At 72.6% G+C, this 20,800-nt stretch carries 20 protein-coding genes; 11 read left to right on the top strand and 9 right to left on the bottom strand.

All coding sequences use genetic code 11. The features are described 5' to 3' along the window. Positions 1-188: 188 nt before the first annotated feature. Together IH00_RS0114080 and IH00_RS0114075 are read right to left on the bottom strand one after the other, a co-directional pair. Complete coding sequence (locus IH00_RS0114080) at positions 189-1,232, bottom strand: C40 family peptidase (protein ID WP_031073337.1); 1,044 nt, start codon at positions 1,230-1,232, stop codon at positions 189-191. A 254-nt stretch (positions 1,233-1,486) separates the two neighbouring features. Continuing rightward, positions 1,487-2,284 carry a class I SAM-dependent methyltransferase gene (locus tag IH00_RS0114075; protein WP_031073335.1) on the bottom strand — a complete coding sequence of 266 codons (798 nt, stop codon included), beginning with the start codon at positions 2,282-2,284 and terminating at the stop codon, positions 1,487-1,489. Positions 2,285-2,442: 158 nt separating this feature from the next. Between IH00_RS0114075 and mshA the strand changes: the two genes are divergently transcribed. Then, the gene (gene mshA, locus IH00_RS0114070; RefSeq protein ID WP_031073333.1) at positions 2,443-3,789 is read left to right on the top strand and encodes a D-inositol-3-phosphate glycosyltransferase; all 1,347 of its coding nucleotides are present in this window, start codon (positions 2,443-2,445) and stop codon (positions 3,787-3,789) included. Continuing rightward, positions 3,782-4,285 carry a type III secretion system chaperone family protein gene (locus tag IH00_RS0114065; RefSeq protein WP_031073332.1) on the top strand — a complete coding sequence of 168 codons (504 nt, stop codon included), beginning with the start codon at positions 3,782-3,784 and terminating at the stop codon, positions 4,283-4,285. Before mshA ends, IH00_RS0114065 begins: the two co-directional genes overlap by 8 nt. On the opposite strand, the gene IH00_RS42740 is transcribed toward IH00_RS0114065, so the two are convergent. Then, the gene (locus IH00_RS42740) at positions 4,257-5,177 is read right to left on the bottom strand and encodes a C40 family peptidase (protein WP_052411378.1); all 921 of its coding nucleotides are present in this window, start codon (positions 5,175-5,177) and stop codon (positions 4,257-4,259) included. The genes IH00_RS0114065 and IH00_RS42740 overlap by 29 nt on opposite strands. A gap of 322 nt (positions 5,178-5,499) precedes the next feature. On the opposite strand from IH00_RS42740, the gene IH00_RS0114055 reads away from it, so the two are divergent. After that, on the top strand, positions 5,500-6,126 hold the full coding sequence (locus tag IH00_RS0114055; protein WP_052411377.1) for a hypothetical protein: 627 nt from the start codon (positions 5,500-5,502) through the stop codon (positions 6,124-6,126). A gap of 24 nt (positions 6,127-6,150) precedes the next feature. On the opposite strand, the gene IH00_RS41810 is transcribed toward IH00_RS0114055, so the two are convergent. Both IH00_RS41810 and IH00_RS0114045 read right to left on the bottom strand, forming a co-directional pair. Beyond that, positions 6,151-7,896 carry a hypothetical protein gene (locus IH00_RS41810; protein WP_158827810.1) on the bottom strand — a complete coding sequence of 582 codons (1,746 nt, stop codon included), beginning with the start codon at positions 7,894-7,896 and terminating at the stop codon, positions 6,151-6,153. A 343-nt stretch (positions 7,897-8,239) separates the two neighbouring features. Further along, positions 8,240-9,535, bottom strand: coding sequence for an MDR family MFS transporter (locus tag IH00_RS0114045; RefSeq protein ID WP_031073324.1), 1,296 nt, complete (start codon positions 9,533-9,535; stop codon positions 8,240-8,242). A 120-nt stretch (positions 9,536-9,655) separates the two neighbouring features. On the opposite strand from IH00_RS0114045, the gene IH00_RS0114040 reads away from it, so the two are divergent. After that, positions 9,656-10,417 (top strand): phosphoglyceromutase, encoded by a 762-nt coding sequence (locus IH00_RS0114040; protein WP_031073322.1) that lies wholly within the window; start codon positions 9,656-9,658, stop codon positions 10,415-10,417. Positions 10,418-10,760: 343 nt separating this feature from the next. Here the strand turns inward: IH00_RS0114040 and IH00_RS0114035 are convergent, their stop codons facing one another. From IH00_RS0114035 to phoU, 3 genes are all read right to left on the bottom strand, one after another. Then, positions 10,761-11,324: a hypothetical protein gene (locus tag IH00_RS0114035; protein ID WP_158827808.1), complete on the bottom strand. Its 564-nt coding sequence runs from the start codon at positions 11,322-11,324 to the stop codon at positions 10,761-10,763. A 413-nt stretch (positions 11,325-11,737) separates the two neighbouring features. Further along, a complete protein-coding gene (locus IH00_RS43350; RefSeq protein WP_199819751.1) occupies positions 11,738-11,890 on the bottom strand; it encodes a hypothetical protein in 153 nt (50 codons plus the stop codon). 267 nt (positions 11,891-12,157) lie between these two features. Beyond that, positions 12,158-12,838 (bottom strand): phosphate signaling complex protein PhoU, encoded by a 681-nt coding sequence (phoU, locus tag IH00_RS0114030; protein WP_031073318.1) that lies wholly within the window; start codon positions 12,836-12,838, stop codon positions 12,158-12,160. A gap of 201 nt (positions 12,839-13,039) precedes the next feature. Between phoU and IH00_RS0114025 the strand changes: the two genes are divergently transcribed. Next, positions 13,040-14,278 (top strand): two-component system sensor histidine kinase PhoR, encoded by a 1,239-nt coding sequence (locus IH00_RS0114025; RefSeq protein WP_031073315.1) that lies wholly within the window; start codon positions 13,040-13,042, stop codon positions 14,276-14,278. Beyond that, positions 14,275-14,955: a two-component system response regulator PhoP gene (locus tag IH00_RS0114020; RefSeq protein ID WP_031073314.1), complete on the top strand. Its 681-nt coding sequence runs from the start codon at positions 14,275-14,277 to the stop codon at positions 14,953-14,955. The genes IH00_RS0114025 and IH00_RS0114020 overlap by 4 nt, the downstream gene beginning before the upstream one ends. A gap of 82 nt (positions 14,956-15,037) precedes the next feature. Here the strand turns inward: IH00_RS0114020 and IH00_RS0114015 are convergent, their stop codons facing one another. After that, on the bottom strand, positions 15,038-15,709 hold the full coding sequence (locus IH00_RS0114015) for a hypothetical protein (protein ID WP_031073312.1): 672 nt from the start codon (positions 15,707-15,709) through the stop codon (positions 15,038-15,040). A gap of 591 nt (positions 15,710-16,300) precedes the next feature. Between IH00_RS0114015 and IH00_RS0114010 the strand changes: the two genes are divergently transcribed. The 5 genes from IH00_RS0114010 to rlmB all read left to right on the top strand — a co-directional run bounded on the left by IH00_RS0114010 (position 16,301) and on the right by rlmB (position 20,778). Then, positions 16,301-16,783 carry a CarD family transcriptional regulator gene (locus tag IH00_RS0114010; protein WP_003953493.1) on the top strand — a complete coding sequence of 161 codons (483 nt, stop codon included), beginning with the start codon at positions 16,301-16,303 and terminating at the stop codon, positions 16,781-16,783. 291 nt (positions 16,784-17,074) lie between these two features. After that, positions 17,075-17,821, top strand: a complete 747-nt coding sequence (gene ispD / locus IH00_RS0114005) for a 2-C-methyl-D-erythritol 4-phosphate cytidylyltransferase (RefSeq protein WP_031073310.1) — start codon at positions 17,075-17,077, stop codon at positions 17,819-17,821. Next, a complete protein-coding gene (gene ispF, locus IH00_RS0114000) occupies positions 17,811-18,299 on the top strand; it encodes a 2-C-methyl-D-erythritol 2,4-cyclodiphosphate synthase (RefSeq protein ID WP_031073308.1) in 489 nt (162 codons plus the stop codon). Before ispD ends, ispF begins: the two co-directional genes overlap by 11 nt. Positions 18,300-18,355: 56 nt before the next feature. Beyond that, the gene (gene cysS / locus IH00_RS0113995; protein WP_031073306.1) at positions 18,356-19,753 is read left to right on the top strand and encodes a cysteine--tRNA ligase; all 1,398 of its coding nucleotides are present in this window, start codon (positions 18,356-18,358) and stop codon (positions 19,751-19,753) included. Between the two features lie 74 nt (positions 19,754-19,827). Next, positions 19,828-20,778 carry a 23S rRNA (guanosine(2251)-2'-O)-methyltransferase RlmB gene (gene rlmB / locus IH00_RS0113990; protein WP_031073304.1) on the top strand — a complete coding sequence of 317 codons (951 nt, stop codon included), beginning with the start codon at positions 19,828-19,830 and terminating at the stop codon, positions 20,776-20,778. Positions 20,779-20,800: the final 22 nt, after the last annotated feature.

Below are 20,800 nucleotides of genomic sequence, written 5' to 3'. Positions count from 1 at the left end.
CCTCGGTGGCCCAGCGGAATGGTGATCGGTGAAGAGCCGATGGCATATGCCGCGCAGTGGGAGGTAGTTGGGCAACGGCCCATGACGAACGTCACGCGCTGTGTGTCGCCCGGGTCACACCGGCCCGGGGCCGGGGGCGGCGGCGGTGCGGGTTGCGATCGGCGCCGGTGACCTTTGCCCGGGATGCGTTACTTGTCCGGGCGGACGACGCCGAGGATCCGCATCGAACCGGCCCCCGCGATCGTCACGTTCCGTCCCGGCCGCGGGGCGTGCACGATCGCCCCGTCCCCGATGTACATCCCCACGTGACTGGCGTCGGCGTGGTAGATGATCAGGTCGCCGGGGCGCATGTCCCTGATGTCGATCCGGGGCAGCAGCCGCCACTGCTCCTGCGAGGTGCGCGGGATGGCCTTCCCTGCCGCGCCCCACGAACGCTGCGTCAGCCCCGAGCAGTCGTACGACCCGGGACCCTCAGCGCCCCACACGTACGGCTTGCCGATTTGCGCGGTGGCGAACTCGATGGCCTTGCGGCCCTCCTCGCTCGCGCTGCCGGCGATCTCCTTCAGCACGCCCGAGCCGATCCAGGCCGTCTGGGCCTGGGCCTGCTCCTGCTGCTCGAGCTGGAGCAGCCGTTCGCGCTCCTCGGCCTCCAGCTGCGACTCCAGCTTCTCGGCTGCGGCGATCTTGGCCTCTATCTCCTTCTTGGCCTTGGCCTGCCGGACGCGGCTGGTCTCCAGCCGGGTCCACTCGCTGCTGGCGTCCTGGGTGTACGCCTCCAGGTCCGCCTGGGTGCGGTTCATCTCGCCGAGGAGGTCCCTCGTGGCCTTGTGGCCCTGCAGGAGCCGCCCGGCGCCGTCGAGAAAGCGGCGGGGGTCGTCGGTGAGGACGAACTTGGCTTCGTCCGGTACGCCGCCGTTGCGGTACTGCGCGCGGGCGGCCGCACCGGCCCGCTTCTTCAGGTCGTCGATGCGGGCCCGGCCGTCGACGATGGCCTGCGCGAGCCGCACGATCTCGGCCGACTGCTTCTCGGCCCGCTCCTCGGCGAGGTTGTACGCGTCGGTGGCGGACGCGGCCTGCCGGTACAGGCCGTCGATCTCCTTGCGTACTTCCTCGAGGCTCTTCTCCGGCCGCGGGGGTGCCGGGGGAGCGGGAGCGGCGTACGCGGGTGAGGTGAGCACCGTCAGGGCGCAGACCACCGTGATCGCGGCAGTGGCACAACGGCGTCGGGTCACGAGCTCCCCCTCAACGGTCCAACCTCTTCACTCGACCTGATTTACCGTCAGTAACTTCCGGCCGACTCCGAGATGGTGCCATGCCGAACCGCAAAGTAACAGGGGTGGGGAAACGCGTTGGGCGCACCCGGGGCGCGAGCGCCGCGCGCACTCCTCGGAAGCACCCCGGCACGGGCCCCGCGTACCGCTCGGAAGCCGACCGACGCGAGGGGCGCCTGCCCCAGGAGCCCGCCGGCCGAGGGACGCGTACCTCTTCAGGAGCCCGCCGGCGCGAGGGCAGGCCACGCCACCGTGAGCTCGCCCTGCCGCCATCGCCGCCGCCCGTCCACCAGCGGCCAGTCGGCCGCCAGCGCCGTCGCCGCCGCGATCCACCGCTGCCGGGCCCCCAGCGACGCGTACGGGGACGCCGCCGCCCACGCCCGGTCGAAGTCCCGCAGGAAGGAGTGCACCGGCTCCCCCGGCACATTGCGGTGGATCAGCGCCTTCGGCAGCCGCTCCGCCAGGTCCGAGGGACGCTCCAGCGACCCCAGCCGGGTGGCGAACGTCACGGTGCGCGGACCCTCCGGCCCCAGCGTCACCCAGACGTGCCGCCGCCCGATCTCGTCGCAGGTCCCCTCCACCAGCAGCCCGTCCGGGGCGAGCCGCGCGCACAGCCGCTCCCACACGGCGGCGACCTCGCCCTCGTCGTACTGGCGCAGCACGTTCGCCGCCCGGATCAGCGCGGGCGCGCCCTCCACCGGTACCTCGAAGCCGCCGTGGAGGAAGCGGAGGCCCTCGCGCTCGTACGGGCGGGCGGCCTCGACCCGCGCGGGCTCGATCTCCACGCCGACGACCCGGGTGCGGGGGTCGGCCGTGCGCAGCCGCGCCAGGAGCTCGACCGCGGTCCACGGGGCGGCGCCGTACCCGAGGTCCACCGCGACCGGGGCGGTGGCGCTGCGGCGCAGGGCCGGCCCGTGGACGGCGGCGATCCAGCGGTCCATGCGGCGCAGCCGGTTCGGGTTGGTGGTCCCGCGTGTCGTGGTGCCCACGGGGCGGGTGATGCGCGGGGCCATGCGGACGAGGGTAAATGATTTGGCAAAACGGAAATGAAGGGGCGCATTCCGCTGTTGTGGAGCGCTGGAGAGGATCGGCCAGCGCATCCTCCCTTCGGCATGCCGAGAGCGTCATGCCTGCCACGAGGACCCATGAAGGACTGCGGAAGGACGCCGACGTGAGCCAGTACGTGTCCCGGTTCGCCGGCACCCTGGCGGCCACGCCGTCCCGGCTCCGGCTTCCCGGCCGGCCCCGGACGCCCCGCCGGGTCGCCATGCTCAGCGTCCACACCTCCCCGCTGCACCAGCCCGGCACCGGGGACGCGGGCGGTATGAACGTCTACATCGTCGAGCTCGCCAAGCGCCTCGCCGCGATCAACATCGACGTCGAGATCTTCACCCGGGCCACCGCGGGCGGCCTGCCCCCGGCTGTCGAGCTCGCCCCGGGCGTCCTCGTGCGCCACGTGGACGCCGGCCCCTACGAAGGGCTCGCCAAGGAGGAGCTCCCGGCCCAGCTGTGCGCCTTCACGCACGGCGTCATGCAGGCCTGGGCGCGCCACCGGCCCGGCCACTACGACCTGGTCCACTCCCACTACTGGCTGTCCGGCCACGTCGGCTGGCTCGCCGCCGAGCGCTGGGGCGTACCGCTCGTGCACGCCATGCACACCATGGCCAAGGTCAAGAACGCCTCCCTGGCCGAGGGGGACACCCCCGAGCCCGCGGCCCGCGTGATCGGCGAGACCCAGATCGTGCGCGCCGCAGACCGGCTGATCGCCAACACCGCGGAGGAGGCCGACGAGCTCGCCCGCTTCTACGAGGCCGACCCGGCGAAGGTCGCCGTCGTGCACCCCGGCGTGAACCTCGACCGCTTCCGCCCCGCCGACGGCCGCGCCGCCGCCCGTGCCCGGCTCGGCCTGCCCGCCGACGCCTTCGTCCCCGTCTTCGCCGGCCGCATACAGCCCCTGAAGGCCCCGGACATCCTGCTGCGCGCCGCCGCCCTGCTGCTGGAGCGGGACCCCTCGCTGCGCTCCCGCATGGTCGTCCCGGTCGTCGGCGGGCCGAGCGGCAGCGGTCTCGCCAAGCCGGAGGGGCTGCAGAAGCTGGCCGCGCGCCTCGGCATCGCCGACATCGTGCGGTTCCACCCGCCGGTGGGGCAGGAGCGGCTCGCGGACTGGTTCCGTGCGGCCTCGGTGCTCGTCATGCCCTCGTACAGCGAGTCCTTCGGGCTGGTCGCCATCGAGGCGCAGGCGGCCGGCACCCCGGTCGTCGCGGCGGCCGTCGGCGGACTGCCGGTGGCGGTGCGGGACGGCGAGACCGGCTTCCTGGTACGGGGCCACGACCCGGCCGCGTACGCGGCCGTACTGCACCGCTTCGCCGGCGATCCCGCGCTCACGGCCCGCATGGGGGACGCGGCGGCGCTCCACGCCGGGTCCTTCGGATGGGACGCGGCGGCATCGGCGACGGCGGACGTCTACACCGCCGCGATGCACGAGCGACGGCGTCACGTACGCTCCCACCATGGCTGACGCAGGGCACGCAGAAGCACGGCAGATCATCGAATCGACGCTGGACGACGCCGAACTGGCCTGGGAGTCCCCGTCCCCCGGGACGTACGTCGTCACGCTCCCCGGCACCCGCAAGCTCTCGACCGCCGTCTCGCTGAAGCTCGGCAACCACTCGCTCTCCCTCAACGCCTTCGTGATCCGGCACCCCGACGAGAACGAGGCAGGCGTCCACCGCTGGCTGCTGGAGCGCAACCTCAAGCTGTACGGGGTCGGGTACGCGATCGACGGACTCGGCGACATCTACCTGACCGGCAAGCTGCCTCTCTCCGCGGTCACCCCGCAGGAGCTGGACCGGCTGCTCGGATCGGTCCTGGAGGCGGCGGACGGCGCGTTCAACACGCTGCTGGAGCTGGGTTTCGCGACGGCGATCCGCAAGGAGTACGAGTGGCGCGTCGCGCGCGGCGAGTCCACCCGGAACCTCGACGCGTTCACCCACCTGACCGCTCCGAAGCGCTGATATGCCGGTAGGCGACCACCTGTGAGTGCGGCGGCAGCGGCGCGACCGTGATGTCGCTGCCCGTGCGGGGCGCGTGGATCACCGTGCCGCCGCCCGCGTACATCTGCACGTGGCCGCCCTTCGCCGTGATCAGCAGGTCACCCGGCACCAGGGCGGAGCGGGTCGTGGCCCGTCCCGAACGGACCTGGTCCCACGTGGTGCGCGGCAGGTGGACGCCGGCCGCCTCCCACGCACGCATCACCAGGCCCGAGCAGTCGTAGCCGCGCGGTCCCGTGCCACCCCAGACGTACGGCTTGCCGAGCTGCGCCCGGGCATAGGCCACCGCCTTCGCGGCGCCGGCGGACCCGCCCCCGCCCCCGCTCCCCTCCGGCCCTGCGGCGCCCGGGACGCGGAAGGTCTCGCCGGCGCGGATCAGGGTCGAGGCGCCGAGGCCGTTGAGCCGCTGGAGCTCGCCCACGGTGGTGCGGTGGCGGGCGGCGAGCTCCCAGAGGGTGTCGCCGGGTACGAGGACGATGCTGCGCGTCGCCGGCGCGGGCGTACCCGGCTGCTGCGTCCCGGGCTTCCCGGGTTTCGCCGGCTGCCCTGGCTTCTGCGGGTGCCCGGGCGTCGGGGGCTTCCCGGGGGTCTGTGACGGCTGCGGCTGCTGCGTGCCGGGCGCCGCCGGCGGCGCGGCCGGGGGCCGGAGGACCGTCGGCGCGTCCGACGAGGGGCCGTGCACGGCCAGGACCGCGCCCAGCACGACGGCGAGCATGGCGAGCACCGCGACGGCGGCGGTGCGCAGGGCGGTCGTCGCCACCGCCGCCGTACCCGGCCGCTGCCACCACGCGTGCGGCCGCGGCGCCCGGTGCACCCCGCGCGCACGCCACACATCGAGCCGTATCTGACCGAACATCGAAGCCTCCTTCACTCGCCCGGGAGCGGGCTCCCAAGGAGGCTTCTGCGGCCCGCGGGTGTCCGGCAAGATCACTGGCCGTCTGGGACAGTCCGAGACGTTTCCGCAGGTCAGGAGGGTTTCTTCGGACTGTCCCGGCCGCCCGGAAACCTTGCCGGACGGTCCGCGGGCCCGGCACGCTCATGCCATCGACCGGCCCACCCGCCGCCTCGCAACCGTCGAATGCGAGCGGTGGTGTCCGCCGGGGCGTTCCTCGCCGTCCGCCGGTGTCGACGACCGGGGCGAGCCCTCGCTTCCTTCCTTCCACGAGAAGAGGACCCTGATGAGCAACGCCCGTTCAGCCCGCCGTCCCCGCAAGAACCGCGCCCTCGTGGCCGCCGCGGCCGCCGGCGCCCTCCTGGCCGGCGGAGCCCTCGCGCTCCCCGGTGACCCGGACGCGCCGGCGTCCACGACCACCCTGGCCGGCTCGGCCCAGCGGAGCCTCGCCTGCCCCGACGCGGGACAGACCTTCTACAAGTTCGGCAGGCCGACCACCAAGTGGCTGGCCACCGAGGTGCGCAGCGACTGGGCCAAGCCCAAGGTGACCATCAACTACACCAAGAGCAGGAGCGCGGCCGTCAGCGCGACCGTGAGCGCTTCGGCGTCGGCCGAGGCGGGGGTGATCTTCGCCAAGGCGAGCGTCGAGATCGGCGTCTCGGTGGGCTCGCAGTGGACCTGGACGGACCAGTGGTCCTACCAGGCCACCGTGCCCACCAAGGCGGGCGGCAAGAAGGTCAAGAAGGCGCGGCTGGTGATGTTCCACGAGGCGAAGAAGTTCAACGTCACCAAGAAGCGCTTCGCCACGGGGCCGCGCGGCGGCTGCGTGACCCGGACCGTCTGGAAGGCCACGGCCACGGCCCCGGTGAAGAAGAACAGCAACACGTGGGGCCTGCAGTACCAGTACAAGTAGGCGGCCCGGGCGGCCCTCCCGCCGTCACACGCAGTCGTTGGTGACGTCCCAGCACGTCTCCTCCGGGAACGGGTCGCCACCGCCACCGCCACCGCTGCCGCCGCCGGACGGGCCCTCCGGCGTCGGCGACGGTGTCCAGGGCGGCGGCTCGTACGGCGTGGGGTCGGGTTCGTACGGGGGCGGCGTCGTGCGGCCGGGCCGTTCGGGCGCGGGCCGCTTGCTGCTCACGGCCGGCGTGGGCTTCGGGGACGGGGCCGTGGACACCTCGGGGGTCCGGGCGGCGGGCCGCGGGGAGCTCTCGCCCGCGGACGGCCGGGACACCGGCCGCGGGCCGGCGCCGGACGGGCTCGCGCCCGCCGGGGTCCGGGCGGCCGGGCTCCCGCCGGGTGTCGCGGGGGGCGTATGGCCCTCGCCGTCGGGCAGCAGCGCCACCCCGGTCACCCCGGCCGCGAGCACCACCAGCACCGCGGCCGCCCCCGCCACGACCCGTCCGCGTCCCCGCTGCTCCCTTTGCCGCTGCCCTTCGCCCGCGCGTCGTCGCCCCTTGCGGTGCGCCGCCCGGCTCCGGCTGCCCGCCGGCGGGACGGTGCGCGCGGGCGTTGCGGGTTCGGGTGCTTTCCGGGACTCGGTGGCCTTCTCGGGCGGCTGGTGCCGCGGGGGCTCTTCGGGGGCGGGCGCCGCGGCCCGCGGCGGGGTGACGCCAACCGCGTGGCCGGGCCCGTCCGGTGCGGTGTCCGGCCGGGGCGGCCGGTCGTGGTCCGTGGAGCCGTCCGGCCCGGGAGGGCCGCTCGCGTCCGGTGGGGTGTCCGACCGGGGCGGTCGGGTCACGCCGAACCGGTGCTGCTCCAGCACGGGTTCGGCCCCGCCCGGAGACGCGTCCGCCACCGCCGGACGGGTTTCCTCGAACGGGGCGTCCGGCGCGGTGGGCCGGGCCTCTCCGAACGGGGCGTCCGGCGCGGTCGGTTCGGTTCCGTCCAGGCGACGGTCCTGTTGGGCTGACGGGGTTTCGTCCGACCGGGGCTCCGCCTCCGCCGGCCGGTATCCGTCGAACGGGGTGCCGGGCTGCACCGGCCGGGACCGGGCGGACCGGGCGTCCGGCTCGGTCGGCCTGGCTCCGTCGACCCTGTTGTCGGCCTCCGCCCGCCGGAGTCGGTCGGCACCCGTGCCGCCCGGGCCCGTGCCACCTGGACCCGCGCCCCCCGGGCCGGCGGGGGGCGCACCCTCGGGACCGGGACCAGCCTCGGGCTGCGGTGCGGGCGGATCCGCCTCGGACGGTCCGGCCGGCGGCTCCTCCGGGGCAGCCGCTGCTTCCCCGCCGCTCACCGGCACGGCCGCGCGCCCTGCTCCCGGCTCGTCCGCCGGGGCCACCACGGGCGGGGCCTCCACGCCACCGCCCACGCCACCGTCCACGGTGGCGCCCGTCTCCGAGAGGCCCGTCGCGCACGGGTCCTCGGCGTTCGCGCCCGCCGGGGTGGCGAGGTCGCCGCTTCCGGCCGGTGCCTCGGTGACGGCCCCGGGGCGGGGCGGGGGAGGCCCCTCCAGCGCGGCCGCGAGGCGCTTGCGCGTACGGATCCAGGTCGCGACGGCCGCGTCGTCGCCACCGCACGCGCGGACGAACGCCGCGAGGAGCTCCTCCCTGGGGAGCTCGTCGCGGTTCAGCGCTCCCGCGAGCGTCGCGCGGGGCAGCACGTCGCCGGCCTCCTGCGCGCGGCGTTCCAGCGCGCGGTAACTCAGGTGCGCCCATTGGCGCAGCGCGCGCATCGTGGCCACGAACTCCCCCGGAGTCGCGGCCGCGTCCGGCAGTGGTGCCCCGCTGTCCACTTCTCGCCCCCGTGCGGTTGTCGGTGCTCAGCCATGCTCATCGGCAGCTTAGGAAGGTCCCGGCCCACGCGGGGCCGGAACCGGCCGATTCCCCGGGCACCGCGCCGGGCCGGTCGAGGTCGACGGGATCGCGCCGTGCGGCGCCACCGCCGGCATCAGCGAGGCCGGCGGGATCGGCGAGATCGGACCGACCGACGTCACCGACTTCGCCGGCCCGCTCCCCACACGACTGGAGGCGTACGGCACCCCCGTGGCCGTACGCCTCCAGAACCCGTACGAGGTCGGCGCGCCCTCAGGCGGCGGTGACCTTCTCCCCCTCGGTGGGGGCCCGCGCGGCCGCGATCTCTCCGGTCACGACCTCCGTGACGGGGGCGTCGTCCTCGGGCAGCGCACGCATCAGCAGCCAGTAGCCGAGCGCGGCCACCGTGCCCAGCACCGCGCACGTCCCCCACAGCCACGGCGCGCCGAACCGGTCGATCACCCAGCCCGACATCAGCGGGGCGACGAGCGCGGCGACGGACCAGGACATCGTGTAGACGCCCTGGTAGCGCCCGCGCCCGTGCACCGGGGACAGCCGCACCACCAGTCCCGTCTGGGTCGGGGCGTTGATCATCTCGCCGACCGTCCAGACGCAGACGGTCAGCGCGTACACGGCGATCGAACCGGCGAAGGCGGTGAGCCCGAAGCCGTACCCGGCGAGCAGCGCGGAGACGATCAGCAGCGCACGCGGGTCGCGGCGCTCGATGTACCGGGTCAGCGGGATCTGGAGGGCCACGATCAGCACGCCGTTCACGGCGATGGCCGCACCGAAGTCCGCGCTGGTGAAGCCGTCCGCGCCCATGGCGACCGGGAGGCCCACGTACCCCTGCTGGAAGATCAGCGAGATCAGGAAGGACAGGCCGACCACCCCCATGAACCGTCCGTCGCGCAGGACGGTCCCCAGGCCGACCTCCGGCTCGGCGGTCTCCTTCCCCGCCGTCGCCGGGGCCTGCTCGGGCCGCGACTCGGGGACCTTGACGAAGATCAGCACCGCACAGGCCAGTGTCATCGCGGCCTCGGCCAGGAAGCCGGCGCGGTAGCTGTACTCGGCGAGGAAGCCGGCGCCGGCGGACGAGACGGCGAAGCCCAGGTTGATCGCCCAGTAGTTGAGCGAGAAGGCCCGAAGGCGGTCCTCGGGCGGTACGAGGTCGGCCATCATCGCCTGCACCGCCGGGCGGGAGGCGTTCGACGCGGCCCCGACCAGGAACGCCACGGCGGCGATGGCGACGGGGTGCTCCATGAAGCCGAGGAGGGCGACGGAGAGCGCGGTCGACAGCTGGGCGATCAGCATGGTGGGCCGCCGGCCCAGCCGGTCGGTCATGACGCCCGCGCCGAGCGACGAGATGACGCCGCCGAGGCCGTGCAGGGCGGCGACGAGCCCGGCGTACGTCGCCGAGTACCCACGGTCCAGGGTCAGGTAGAGCGCCATGAAGGTGGCGACGAACCCCCCGAGCCGGTTGACCAGCGTGCTGGTCCACAGCCACCAGAACTCCCGGGGCAGCCCCGAGACGCTCTCCCTCGCCGCGCGCCTGAGCGTGGCCATCGACATGAACCCATCCCCCTGTAAGTGGCGTTGCCAGCATGGGGAACTTACAAGGGCGATGCTCCCGGAGGCCAGTCAATTGACGGGAGCCGTCAACCGTCAGCGGCGTCCATTAATCTCGTACGCATGGCCGACGCACCGTACAAGCTGATCCTCCTCCGCCACGGCGAGAGCGAATGGAACGCGAAGAACCTGTTCACCGGCTGGGTGGACGTCAACCTCACCGAGAAGGGCGAGAAGGAGGCGGTCCGCGGCGGTGAGCTGCTCAAGGACGCCGGTCTGCTCCCCGATGTCCTGCACACCTCCCTCCAGAAGCGCGCCATCCGCACCGCGCAGCTGGCCCTGGAGGCCGCCGACCGCCACTGGATCCCGGTCCACCGCTCCTGGCGCCTGAACGAGCGCCACTACGGCGCGCTGCAGGGCAAGGACAAGGCGCAGACGCTCGCCGAGTACGGCGAGGAGCAGTTCATGCTGTGGCGCCGCTCGTACGACACCCCGCCGCCGGTCCTCGCCGACGACAACGAGTTCTCGCAGGCCAACGACGCGCGCTACGCCACCATCCCGCCGGAGCTGCGCCCCCGCACGGAGTGCCTGAAGGACGTCGTCGTCCGCATGCTGCCGTACTGGTACGACGGCATCGTCCCGGACCTCCTGGCCGGCCGCACGGTCCTGGTCGCCGCCCACGGCAACAGCCTGCGCGCCCTGGTGAAGCACCTGGACGGCATCTCCGACGCCGACATCGCGGGCCTCAACATCCCGACGGGCATCCCGCTGGTGTACGAGCTCGACGCCGACTTCAAGCCGCTGACCAAGGGCGGCACGTACCTCGACCCCGAGGCGGCCAAGGCGGCCATCGAGGCGGTCAAGAACCAGGGCAAGAAGAAGTAACACATGTGATCATGCCCTCTACCTGCGGTTTCTCCGCCGGTAGGGGGCTGATTCATTCGGGCCGTCTGCGGGTCGTCACACGTTGCGCCGGACCGCGCCGTAGACGGTCGTGATGGCCTTCCGGGTGCTTCCCGGCTGCTCGACATGAGGTGGGCGTAGGCCCGGAGCGTCAGCCCTGGGTCGCCGTTGCCAGGTACTCCCTCACGGCCGTGATGTTCTGGCCGCCGCCCAGCAGCGCCGACGCGTAGAAGGCGTTCAGCCTGTTCGGCCACCTGCCCCATGAAGCAGCGTCTGAGCGTGCAGGAGATGGTGTGCCCGCCGGGCCGCGAACGGTCGGCTCAGTTCATCCCAGCGACGAGTACAGCCGGTCGGCACCCAACAGTCCCAGCGCGGTCCCGATGGCGTTGGCGCACAGGAAGAGGACGTTCTGGCCCGTGGACAACGGTTCCGCCTCGAGATCATTCGTCAGCGCCCTGAGGCGGTGCTGGCTCAGCCCCCACACCATTCCCCGCACACCGACCGGCTTACGGAAGGCCAGGAGAACCCCGACGGCGGCGAGGAGCGCGGCTGCGCCGCCAAGGGGAACATCTGCTGTGAACAACTCCACGGCGCCCGCCGCCAGGAGAAGTGGGATGACGAGGCGGTATGCCTCGTGGCCCCGGCGGTACGGGCGGAAGACAACCCAGTTCAGGAACACGAGGCACGCCACGGCGGCGGGCATCACCACGAGCGCCGCGAAGATGTGTGCGGACTGTTTCCCGGAACATGCGCCGCCGTACCGCGATCCGCAGCCTCCCGTGATCGCCATGTCCCGGTAGATCAGGTACAGCGTCCCTAGCAGGACGGCCGCGACACCGGTGCACGCCGCCATGACCACGTACGTGCCGAGCGTCGGTCGCGTAGGCACTGTCTGGACTGGCATACCGGTTCCCCCACTCCAGCACGGGCTGACCCAGCCCCTCCCACCCCAAGCTGTCGATCATTAAGCCAGTCGAACGACGCCGTGTCGACAACCGGTCCTTCTCCCGCGTCACCAACCTGTGGGGCGAACAGCTTCGGAGCCTTTGGAGCAGACTCCAGCCGCACACGACGCGAGGCTTCCGGAACCCCCTGACTGCAAAAGCGGGACAGCCCTTACTCACACCCGAAGGCCCGCAAGCGATGACCGGTGCCAGGTCGTCTGTGGGCCGTCGGAGGGCCGCCGGGGCTCACCAGCAGCCACCGGCAAGAAGTCGTACGCATCCCCCCTCGCACGCCGCGAGAAAAAGGGCCCCGCCCGGTATGCCCGGTCGGGGCCCTTCCGCGTACGTGGAGCGCCGGTCAGCCGCAGCAGCCGCCGCACTGGCAAGGGGCGCCCGACTGGCACCCGCAGCCGCAGCCCGAGCCGCATCCGCAGGCGCCCAGGACGGGCAGGTGGACCACTTCGACCGGTGCTGCTTCCTGCTGGACGTCGGTCACGGGGGAATCTGCCATGGGGTCCCTCCTCAAAGGCGTACGTTCGAAGGCGTACGTCATCTCTCCCCATTGCATGCCCGGCCGACATGGCGCATCAACGGCGCACAGAGGCCCGTCCCACCGGCCCCGCGCCGCCGCCCGGGGGCGCGACCAGCCGGGGCCCGGCCGTCAGGCGCCCTCGACCGGGGACTCCGCCTGCTGGAGCTCGTCGGCGACCCCTCTTCCCGGCGTCCCTCGCACTGCTGCGCAGGCTTCGGTCCGCGAGCCGGGTTCCGTCCGCCGCCGTCAGGCGCCCTCGACCGGGGACTCCGCCTGCTGGAGCTCGTCGGCGTGCTCGCCCGTCACCAGGTAGACCACGCGCTTGGCCACCGACACCGCGTGGTCGGCGAAGCGCTCGTAGTAGCGGCCCAGCAGTGTCACGTCGACGGCCGTCTCGATGCCGTGCTTCCAGCGGTCGTCCATCAGGTGCTGGAAGAGCGTGCGGTGCAGGCGGTCCATCTCGTCGTCGTCGTGCTCCAGCTGCAGCGCCAGGTCGACGTCCTTCGTGATGATGACCTCCGCCGCCTTCGCCATCAGGCGCTGCGCCAGCTGCCCCATCTCCAGGATCGTCGCGTGCAGGTCCCGCGGCACCGCGCGGTCCGGGAAGCGCAGCCGGGCCAGCTTGGCGACGTGCTGCGCCAGGTCGCCCGAGCGCTCCAGGTCGGCGCTCATCCGCAGCGAGGTCACCACGATCCGCAGGTCCGTCGCGACGGGCTGCTGGCGTGCCAGCAGGGCTATCGCCCGCGCCTCCAGGTCGTGCTGAAGGTCGTCGACCTTCTGGTCGGCCGCGATCACGGCCTCCGCCAGCTTCAGATCCGCGTCGAGCATCGCCGTCGTGGCGCGCCCGATCGCCGACCCGACCAGACGGGCCATCTCGACCAGGCCCTCGCCGATCGAGTCCAGTTCCTCGTGGTACGCGTCCCGCATGGATGTCCCTCTCTCAGTACGACCAACAGGGGTCCGGGTGGGGCTCGGACCCCCACGCTCCCACGGTCCGAGTCCAAAAAGTCCGGGGCCTCCCTCACAAGTGAACCGTCACTATCCCCTCGGTGAACTCTGGGCGACGACTGTTCGAGCACCCACTCGGATGGCTGGGAGAGTGTCGGACACCCCGCATAACCTGGATGCATGGACGTGAACGCGGCGGTCGCCGCATTGGCAGCGATCGCCGGGGCGTGCACCGGCGTGATCGCCATGCTGGCGTTCCGCTGGAGCGAGCGCGACCAGGCCAGGCCCACCCGTACCTCGCTCCACACGGACGCGGTGCTGCCGCCGGGCGTGGACACGGTCCTGTCGGTCCTGCGCTCCTCCGCCGTCGTGCTCGACGAGAGCGACTCCGTCGTCAAGGCCAGCTCCGCGGCGTACGCGCTCGGCCTGGTCCGCGGCGGCAAGCTCGCCGTCGAGCCGATGCTCCACATGGCCCGCGACACCCGCCGCGACGGGGAGATACGCCAGGTCGAGCTCGATCTGCCCCGGCGCGGCACCGGCCGCGGCGAAGCCCTCGCCGTCTCCGCCCGCGTCGCCCCGCTCGGCTCCCGCCTCGTCCTGCTCCTCGTGGAGGACCTGACGGAGGCGCGCCGCATAGAGGCCGTACGCCGCGACTTCGTCGCCAACGTCAGCCACGAGCTCAAGACGCCCGTCGGCGCGCTCTCGCTGCTCTCCGAAGCCGTCATGGACGCCTCCGACGACCCCGAGGCGGTCACCCGCTTCGCCGGCCGCATGCAGATCGAGGCGACCCGGCTCACCAACCTCGTCCAGGAGCTCATCGACCTCTCCCGGGTGCAGAACGACGACCCGCTGGACGACGCCGAGCCGGTGCGGGTCGACGAGCTGGTCGCCGAGGCCGTCGACCGCTCCCGGCACACGGCCGGCACCAAGCAGATCACCATGGCCTCGGGAGGCACCCACGATCTGTACGTATGGGGCCACCGCGGCCAGCTCGCCGCCGCCCTCGGCAACCTCGTCGAGAACGCCGTCAACTACTCACCCGCCCACACCCGCGTCGGCATCGCCGCCCGCCGCGTCTCCGCGCCCGGCGGCGACCTCATAGAGATCGCCGTCACCGACCAGGGCATAGGCATCCCCGACAAGGACAAGGAGCGCATCTTCGAGCGCTTCTACCGCGTCGATCCGGCGCGCTCCCGCGCCACCGGTGGTACGGGCCTGGGCCTGGCCATCGTCAAGCACGTGGCCGCCTCGCACGGCGGGGAGGTCACGGTGTGGAGCACCGAGGGTCAGGGCTCCACCTTCACGCTGCGGCTGCCCGAGGCCGGCGCAGTACGGGACCGCTCCGCCGGGTCCCGCCCGCGGCACCACGACTCAGAGACCACCACAGAACCGCTCACCGCCCCGGAGGTCCTTCCGTGACCCGAGTCCTTGTCGTCGAGGATGAGGAATCCTTCAGCGACGCCCTGTCCTACATGCTCCGCAAGGAGGGCTTCGAAGTCGCCGTCGCGACGACCGGGCCCGAGGGGCTGGACGAGTTCGAGCGCAACGGCGCCGACCTGGTCCTGCTCGACCTCATGCTGCCCGGCCTGCCCGGCACGGAGGTCTGCCGCCAGCTGCGCGGCCGCTCGAACGTGCCCGTCATCATGGTCACGGCCAAGGACAGCGAGATCGACAAGGTGGTCGGGCTGGAAATAGGAGCCGACGACTACGTCACCAAGCCGTTCTCCTCCCGCGAGCTGGTCGCCCGCATCCGCGCGGTGCTGCGCCGCCGCGGCGAGCCGGAGGAGGTCACGCCGGCGGCCCTGGAGGCCGGCCCGGTGCGGATGGACGTGGACCGCCACGTGGTCACGGTCTCGGGCGCCAAGGTCGACCTGCCGCTGAAGGAGTTCGACCTGCTGGAGATGCTCCTGCGCAACGCGGGCCGCGTCCTCACGCGCATGCAGCTCATCGACCGGGTGTGGGGCGCGGACTACGTCGGCGACACCAAGACCCTCGACGTCCACGTCAAGCGTCTGCGCGCCAAGATCGAGCCGGATCCGGGCGCGCCGCGCTACCTGGTGACGGTCCGGGGCCTCGGGTACAAGTTCGAGCCCTAGGCCGGCCGGCACGGGACGTGCGGACGAACGCGAGGGCGCCCCGCCGGAAAGCTCCGGTGGGGCGCCCTCGCGCTGGTGCGGGTCAGTGACCGGCGGCGTGCGACTGCTCGCCGCCCGTCGCCGGGGTGTCGCCCTCCTGGCCGTGCGTACCGGCCGGAGAGCCCGAGGGGGAGCCGGTCGGGGAGCCGGTGGGCGACGCGGTCGGGGAGCCCGACGGCGTGGCGGCGGGCGCCTCGGGCGCGCCGGTGGGACCGAAGTCCGCGTAGTAGCCGCGCGCCGTGACGACGAACGCGTCGAGCTTCACGTCACCGGTCTCGCTGAGCTGGAAGACGACCTCGCGGGCGCTGCCGAGCTCGGCCTTGTCCACGCCCTGGTCCAGCACGGCCGAGGCGTTGCCCTTGCCGCCGATGACGACCGAGCCGAACGCCGGGACGGTGATGGCGCCGGAGCCGCCCGCGGGCGTGAGCTTCACGGTGGCGTCGGAGCCCGGGAGCTGGATGGCCTCCAGCTTCTCCTCCTTGTCGCCGGCGTTGAAGAGTGTCGCCGAGACGACGGCCGGGCCCTCGGCGCCAGGCTTCTCCTGCGCGATCACCGTGGCGTTCTGGATCTTGATGTCGCCGACGGTGGTGGCCGCGTTGTCCGGCCTGATCTGGAGCGTCTGGGCGTCGTTGCCCGCGCCGCAGGCGGAGAGCGAGGCGATCGAGAACACGATGGCGGTGGCGGCGAGGACGCCGCGTCGAAGGCTGCGGCTCACGGCGGCGGCAACTCCTAGGACGTACGGACGGACGGCCGACGGACGACCGTTGACCGAAGACGGACGGCTAAGACCGAGCTAAGGATCACTCAGCGGGCTCAGGTTACCGACCCCTCGACCCGCTCCCGCACCCGACCCGCCCCCTGCCACGTGTCGGCGCGCGCGGCGCGCCTCCGGCGTGCGGCTTCGTACGCCGTTCACATAACACCCCTTGATCAATTCCGCGGGCGTCACGCATTCCTTACCGAAAACGCCCCGGTGATCATCGGCGGGTCAATTCGGGAATCCTCGGGGGCGTGCGTCCGAGCGGGTGACCGACGTCCGAACGGAGTACGGGAACTTCACCGCTTCGAACCAGACATAACGGGACGTTTCACCCGCGTCGCGCTGTCGCCGGATGGGTGTAACGGGCCCGTTTCTCCCCGCCCGCGCAGTGGCTCCCACCTGCGAATACCTCGTTCCGCAAGCCCTCCGCAGCACGTTCCTGTCCGTGTTGTCAAGCCCCGAGATATGCCCTGACCTGCGAAAACGCCATTCAGAAGAAGCCGTTCTCGTGTTACCCTGGATAGCCACGGAAGGGGTACCTGTCACATGACGTTCAAGGTTGGCGACACCGTGGTCTATCCCCATCACGGGGCCGCGCTGATCGAGGCCATCGAAACTCGCCAGATCAAAGGCGTGGACAAGACCTACTTGGTGCTCAAGGTCGCCCAGGGCGACTTGACGGTTCGTGTGCCAGCGGACAATGCGGAGTTCGTCGGCGTGCGCGATGTGGTCGGACAGGACGGGCTGGACCGGGTCTTCGAGGTGCTTCGTGCACCGTACGCCGAAGAGCCGACGAACTGGTCCCGTCGCTACAAGGCAAATCTCGAGAAGCTCGCCTCCGGCGATGTCATCAAGGTCGCCGAAGTAGTGCGCGACCTGTGGCGCCGCGAGCGCGAGCGCGGTCTCTCCGCCGGAGAGAAGCGCATGCTGGCCAAGGCGCGCCAGATCCTGGTGAGCGAACTCGCACTCGCCGAGAACACGAACGAGGACAAGGCCGAGGCCCTGCTCGACGAGGTCCTCGCGTCCTGACGCTGACGCCAAGCGATGCCGCGGTGCCCGCTGACCTGCTGTGATCCACCTGATCCACAGCTTCGTCGCCGGGCGCTGCGGCATGTCCGGCCCCCGGATCCGTCCCGGGTACACCCGTACCCCACCGCGCATGTCTCATGCCGGGGGCACCACACCACGCGGGCGACACCGGGGAAGCCGCGCGGCCCGGCCCGCTCGACCAGGGTCACGGAAGGGTCCGGTCAAGGCGTCGCCGTCGCTTGAGGCCATACCCAGATCGGCCGAGTCAACAAACCTGCCGGAGTGCAACCGATGTCAGACGAAGCAGGCCCCGCACCCGTAACCCGCACCGCCGCCGTGATCCCCGCGGCGGGCCGGGGCGTACGGCTCGGCCCCGGCGCGCCCAAAGCGCTGCGCGCGCTGAACGGCACGCCCATGCTCATCCACGCGGTCCGCGCCATGGCGGCCTCCCGCGCGGTCTCCCTGGTCGTCGTGGTCGCCCCGCCCGACGGGGCCGGCGAGGTCAAGAACCTCCTCGACACGCACGCGCTGCCCGAGCGGACCGACTACCTCGTCGTGCCCGGCGGCGAGACCCGCCAGGAATCCGTCCGCCTCGGCCTGGACGCCCTGCCCGCAGGCATCACCACCGTCCTCGTCCACGACGCCGCCCGCCCCCTCGTGCCCGTCGACACCGTCGACGCGGTCGTCGAGGCCGTACGGGACGGTGCCGTCGCCGTCGTGCCCGCGCTCCCGCTCGCCGACACCGTCAAGCAGGTCGAGCCGCGCGAGAAGGGCGAGCCGGAACCGGTCGTCGCCACCCCCGAGCGAGCCACGCTCCGCGCCGTGCAGACCCCGCAGGGCTTCGACCGCGACACGCTCCTGCGCGCGCACGGGACCGCCACCGGTGACGTCACCGACGACGCCGGCCTGGTCGAGCAGCTCGGCCTGCCCGTCGTGGTCGTCCCCGGTCACGAGGAGGCGTTCAAGGTGACCCGCCCGCTCGACCTCGTCCTCGCCGAGGCCGTACTCGCCCGCAGGAGGGCCACCGATGGCTTCTAGCCTCCCCAGCGTCGGTATCGGCACCGACGTCCACGCCTTCGAGAAGGGCCGCGAGCTGTGGTGCGCGGGCCTGCTCTGGGAGGACTCCGACGGTTACGGGCTCGCCGGGCACTCCGACGGCGACGTCGCCGCCCACGCCGCCTGCGACGCCCTGTTCTCCGCGGCCGGCATCGGCGACCTCGGCGCGCACTTCGGCACCTCGCGCCCCGAGTGGTCCGGCGCCTCCGGCGTCACGCTGCTCGCCGAGGCCGCCAGGATCGTCCGCGCCGAGGGCTTCGAGATCGGCAACATCGCCGTCCAGGTCATCGGCGTACGCCCGAAGATCGGCAAGCGGCGCGACGAGGCGCAGAAGGCACTGAGCGCGGCGGCCGGCGCCCCCGTGGCCGTGTCCGGCACGACGACCGACGGTCTCGGGCTGACCGGCCGCGCCGAGGGGCTCGCCGCCATCGCCACGGCACTCCTCGTCCGCAACGCCTGAGCCACTGTTCGCCGTACGGGCACAGGGCACTGGCCCCGGCCCACTACCCTGGAGGGGTGACTATTCGTCTGTACGACACCAGCGCCCGGCAGATCCGCGACTTCACCCCGCTCACGCCGGGCCACGTCTCGATCTACCTCTGTGGCGCCACCGTGCAGGCGGCACCCCACATCGGGCACATCCGGTCCGGGCTGAACTTCGACATCCTGCGCCGCTGGTTCGAGTACCGCGGCCACCAGGTCACGTTCGTCCGCAACGTCACGGACATCGACGACAAGATCATCACCAAGTCCGCCGACCAGGGCCGCCCCTGGTGGGCGATCGGGTACGAGAACGAGCGCGCGTTCAACGACGGGTACGAGGCGCTCGGCTGCCTCCCGCCCACCTACGAGCCGCGCGCCACCGGACACGTCCCCGAGATGGTCGAGATGATGCGCGGTCTCATCGAGCGCGGTCACGCCTACGTCGCCGACGGCAGCGTCTACTTCGACGTCCGCTCCTTCCCCGCGTACCTGTCGCTGTCCAACCAGGACATCGACGATCTGCGCCAGCCCGACGAAGGCGTCTCCGGCAAGCGCGACCCCCGCGACTTCGCCATGTGGAAGGCCACCAAGCCCGGCGAGCCCGACTGGGAGACGCCGTGGGGCCGCGGCCGCCCCGGCTGGCACCTGGAGTGCTCGGCCATGGCGCACAAGTACCTCGGCTCCGCCTTCGACATCCACGGCGGCGGACTCGACCTGGTCTTCCCGCACCACGAGAACGAGATCGCCCAGGCCAAGGCGTACGGCGACGACTTCGCCCGCTACTGGGTGCACAACGCCTGGGTGACCATGAGCGGCGAGAAGATGTCGAAGTCGCTCGGCAACTCCGTCCTCGTCAGCGAGATGGTCAAGCAGTGGCGCCCCATCGTCCTGCGCTACTACCTCGGCACCCCGCACTACCGGTCGATGATCGAGTACAGCGAGGAGGCGCTGCGCGAGGCGGAGTCCGCCTTCGCGCGCATCGAGGGCTTCATCCAGCGCGTGGTGGAGAAGACCGGCAAGACCGTCGAGCCCGCCGCCGAGGTCCCGCCCGCCTTCGCCGAGGCGATGGACGACGACCTGGGCGTCCCGCAGGCGCTCGCGGTCATCCACACCACCGTCCGCCAGGGCAACAGCGCCCTGGCCGCCGACGACAAGGAAGCCGCCGTGGAGCGCCTCGCCGAGGTCCGCGCCATGCTCGGCGTCCTCGGTCTCGACCCGCTCGACCCGCAGTGGGCCGTCGAGTCCGACCGCGGCGAGGACCTCCACGGCGTGGTCGACAGCCTCGTCCGCATGGTCCTCGACCAGCGCGAGTCCGCCCGGGCCCGCAAGGACTGGGCGACGGCCGACGCGATCCGCGACCAGCTCGGCCAGTCCGGCCTCGCCATCGAGGACGGCCCCGACGGCCCGCGGTGGACGCTCGGCACCCGCTGAGCCCACGCGGCACACTTCATAGAGACGTACGTACGCACCACCCGCAATCCGCGGACACACGAAGTAGGTAGCTCATGGCCGGGAACAGCCAGCGCAGGAACCGCCGCACGTCCAACAAGAAGGGCGCGACGGTCGGCAGCGGTGGCCAGCGGCGCCGGGGCCTGGAAGGCAAGGGCCCCACGCCGCCCGCGTCCGCCCGCAAGGGCCATGTGAAGAACCGCGTCGCCAACGCCAAGGCCAAGCAGGCGCACCGCCGCCAGGTCGCCCGCCGCGGCGGCAAGGGCCTGTCCGAGATGGTCGTCGGCCGCAACCCCGTCTTCGAGGCCCTGCGCGACGGCGTCCCCGCGACGACCCTGTACGTCCAGCAGTTCATCGACAACGACGAGCGGGTGCGCGACGCGCTCAAGCTCGCGGCCGACCGCGGCGGGATCAACCTCATGGAGGCCCCCCGCGCCGAGCTCGACCGGATGACGAACGGCCTCAACCACCAGGGCCTCGTCCTCCAGGTCCCGCCGTACGAGTACGCCCACCCCGAGGACCTGGCCGCCGCCGCCTTCGACGACGGCGAGGACCCGCTGATCGTCGCCCTCGACGGCGTCACCGACCCGCGCAACCTCGGCGCCGTCGTCCGCTCCGTCTCCGCCTTCGGCGGCCACGGCGTGGTCGTCCCCGAGCGCCGCGCGGCCGGCATGACCGCCGGCGCCTGGAAGACCGCCGCGGGCACCGCCGCCCGCACCCCGGTCGCCCGCGCCACCAACCTCACCCGCGCCCTGGAGGCGTACCAGAAGGCCGGCATCACCGTCGTCGGCCTGGCCGCGGACGGCGACACCGAGGTCGGCGAGCTGGAGGCCCTCGGCGGCCCGGTCGTCATCGTCGTCGGCAGCGAGGGCAAGGGCCTGTCCCGACTGGTCGGCGAGACCTGCGACTTCCTCGTGCGCATCCCGATGCCCGGCGGCGCCGAGTCCCTCAACGCGGGCGTCGCGGCCGGCGTCGTGCTCTACGAGGCGGCCCGCCGCCGCGCCTGATCCGCGCCACCTTCCGGGACCC

Origin of the sequence: Streptomyces sp. NRRL S-118 (assembly GCF_000716335.1) — a bacterium.
Taxonomy (GTDB): domain Bacteria; phylum Actinomycetota; class Actinomycetes; order Streptomycetales; family Streptomycetaceae; genus Streptomyces.
The sequence above is the reverse complement of the archived record's forward strand: the minus strand, read 5'-3'. Positions and strand labels throughout refer to the sequence as shown.

Excerpts from the sequence above, each read along its gene's own strand:
- IH00_RS0114075 (WP_031073335.1), bottom strand. The coding sequence starts at position 2,284 with ATGGCCCCGCGCATCACCCGCCCCGTGGGCACCACGACACGCGGGACC.
- IH00_RS0114065 (WP_031073332.1), top strand. The coding sequence starts at position 3,782 with ATGGCTGACGCAGGGCACGCAGAAGCACGGCAGATCATCGAATCGACG.
- IH00_RS42740 (WP_052411378.1), bottom strand. The coding sequence starts at position 5,177 with ATGTTCGGTCAGATACGGCTCGATGTGTGGCGTGCGCGCGGGGTGCAC.
- IH00_RS0114055 (WP_052411377.1), top strand. The coding sequence starts at position 5,500 with ATGAGCAACGCCCGTTCAGCCCGCCGTCCCCGCAAGAACCGCGCCCTC.
- IH00_RS0114045 (WP_031073324.1), bottom strand. The coding sequence starts at position 9,535 with ATGTCGATGGCCACGCTCAGGCGCGCGGCGAGGGAGAGCGTCTCGGGG.
- IH00_RS0114040 (WP_031073322.1), top strand. The coding sequence starts at position 9,656 with ATGGCCGACGCACCGTACAAGCTGATCCTCCTCCGCCACGGCGAGAGC.
- IH00_RS43350 (WP_199819751.1), bottom strand. The coding sequence starts at position 11,890 with ATGGCAGATTCCCCCGTGACCGACGTCCAGCAGGAAGCAGCACCGGTC.
- phoU (WP_031073318.1), bottom strand. The coding sequence starts at position 12,838 with ATGCGGGACGCGTACCACGAGGAACTGGACTCGATCGGCGAGGGCCTG.
- IH00_RS0114025 (WP_031073315.1), top strand. The coding sequence starts at position 13,040 with ATGGACGTGAACGCGGCGGTCGCCGCATTGGCAGCGATCGCCGGGGCG.
- IH00_RS0114010 (WP_003953493.1), top strand. The coding sequence starts at position 16,301 with ATGACGTTCAAGGTTGGCGACACCGTGGTCTATCCCCATCACGGGGCC.
- ispD (WP_031073310.1), top strand. The coding sequence starts at position 17,075 with ATGTCAGACGAAGCAGGCCCCGCACCCGTAACCCGCACCGCCGCCGTG.
- ispF (WP_031073308.1), top strand. The coding sequence starts at position 17,811 with ATGGCTTCTAGCCTCCCCAGCGTCGGTATCGGCACCGACGTCCACGCC.
- rlmB (WP_031073304.1), top strand. The coding sequence starts at position 19,828 with ATGGCCGGGAACAGCCAGCGCAGGAACCGCCGCACGTCCAACAAGAAG.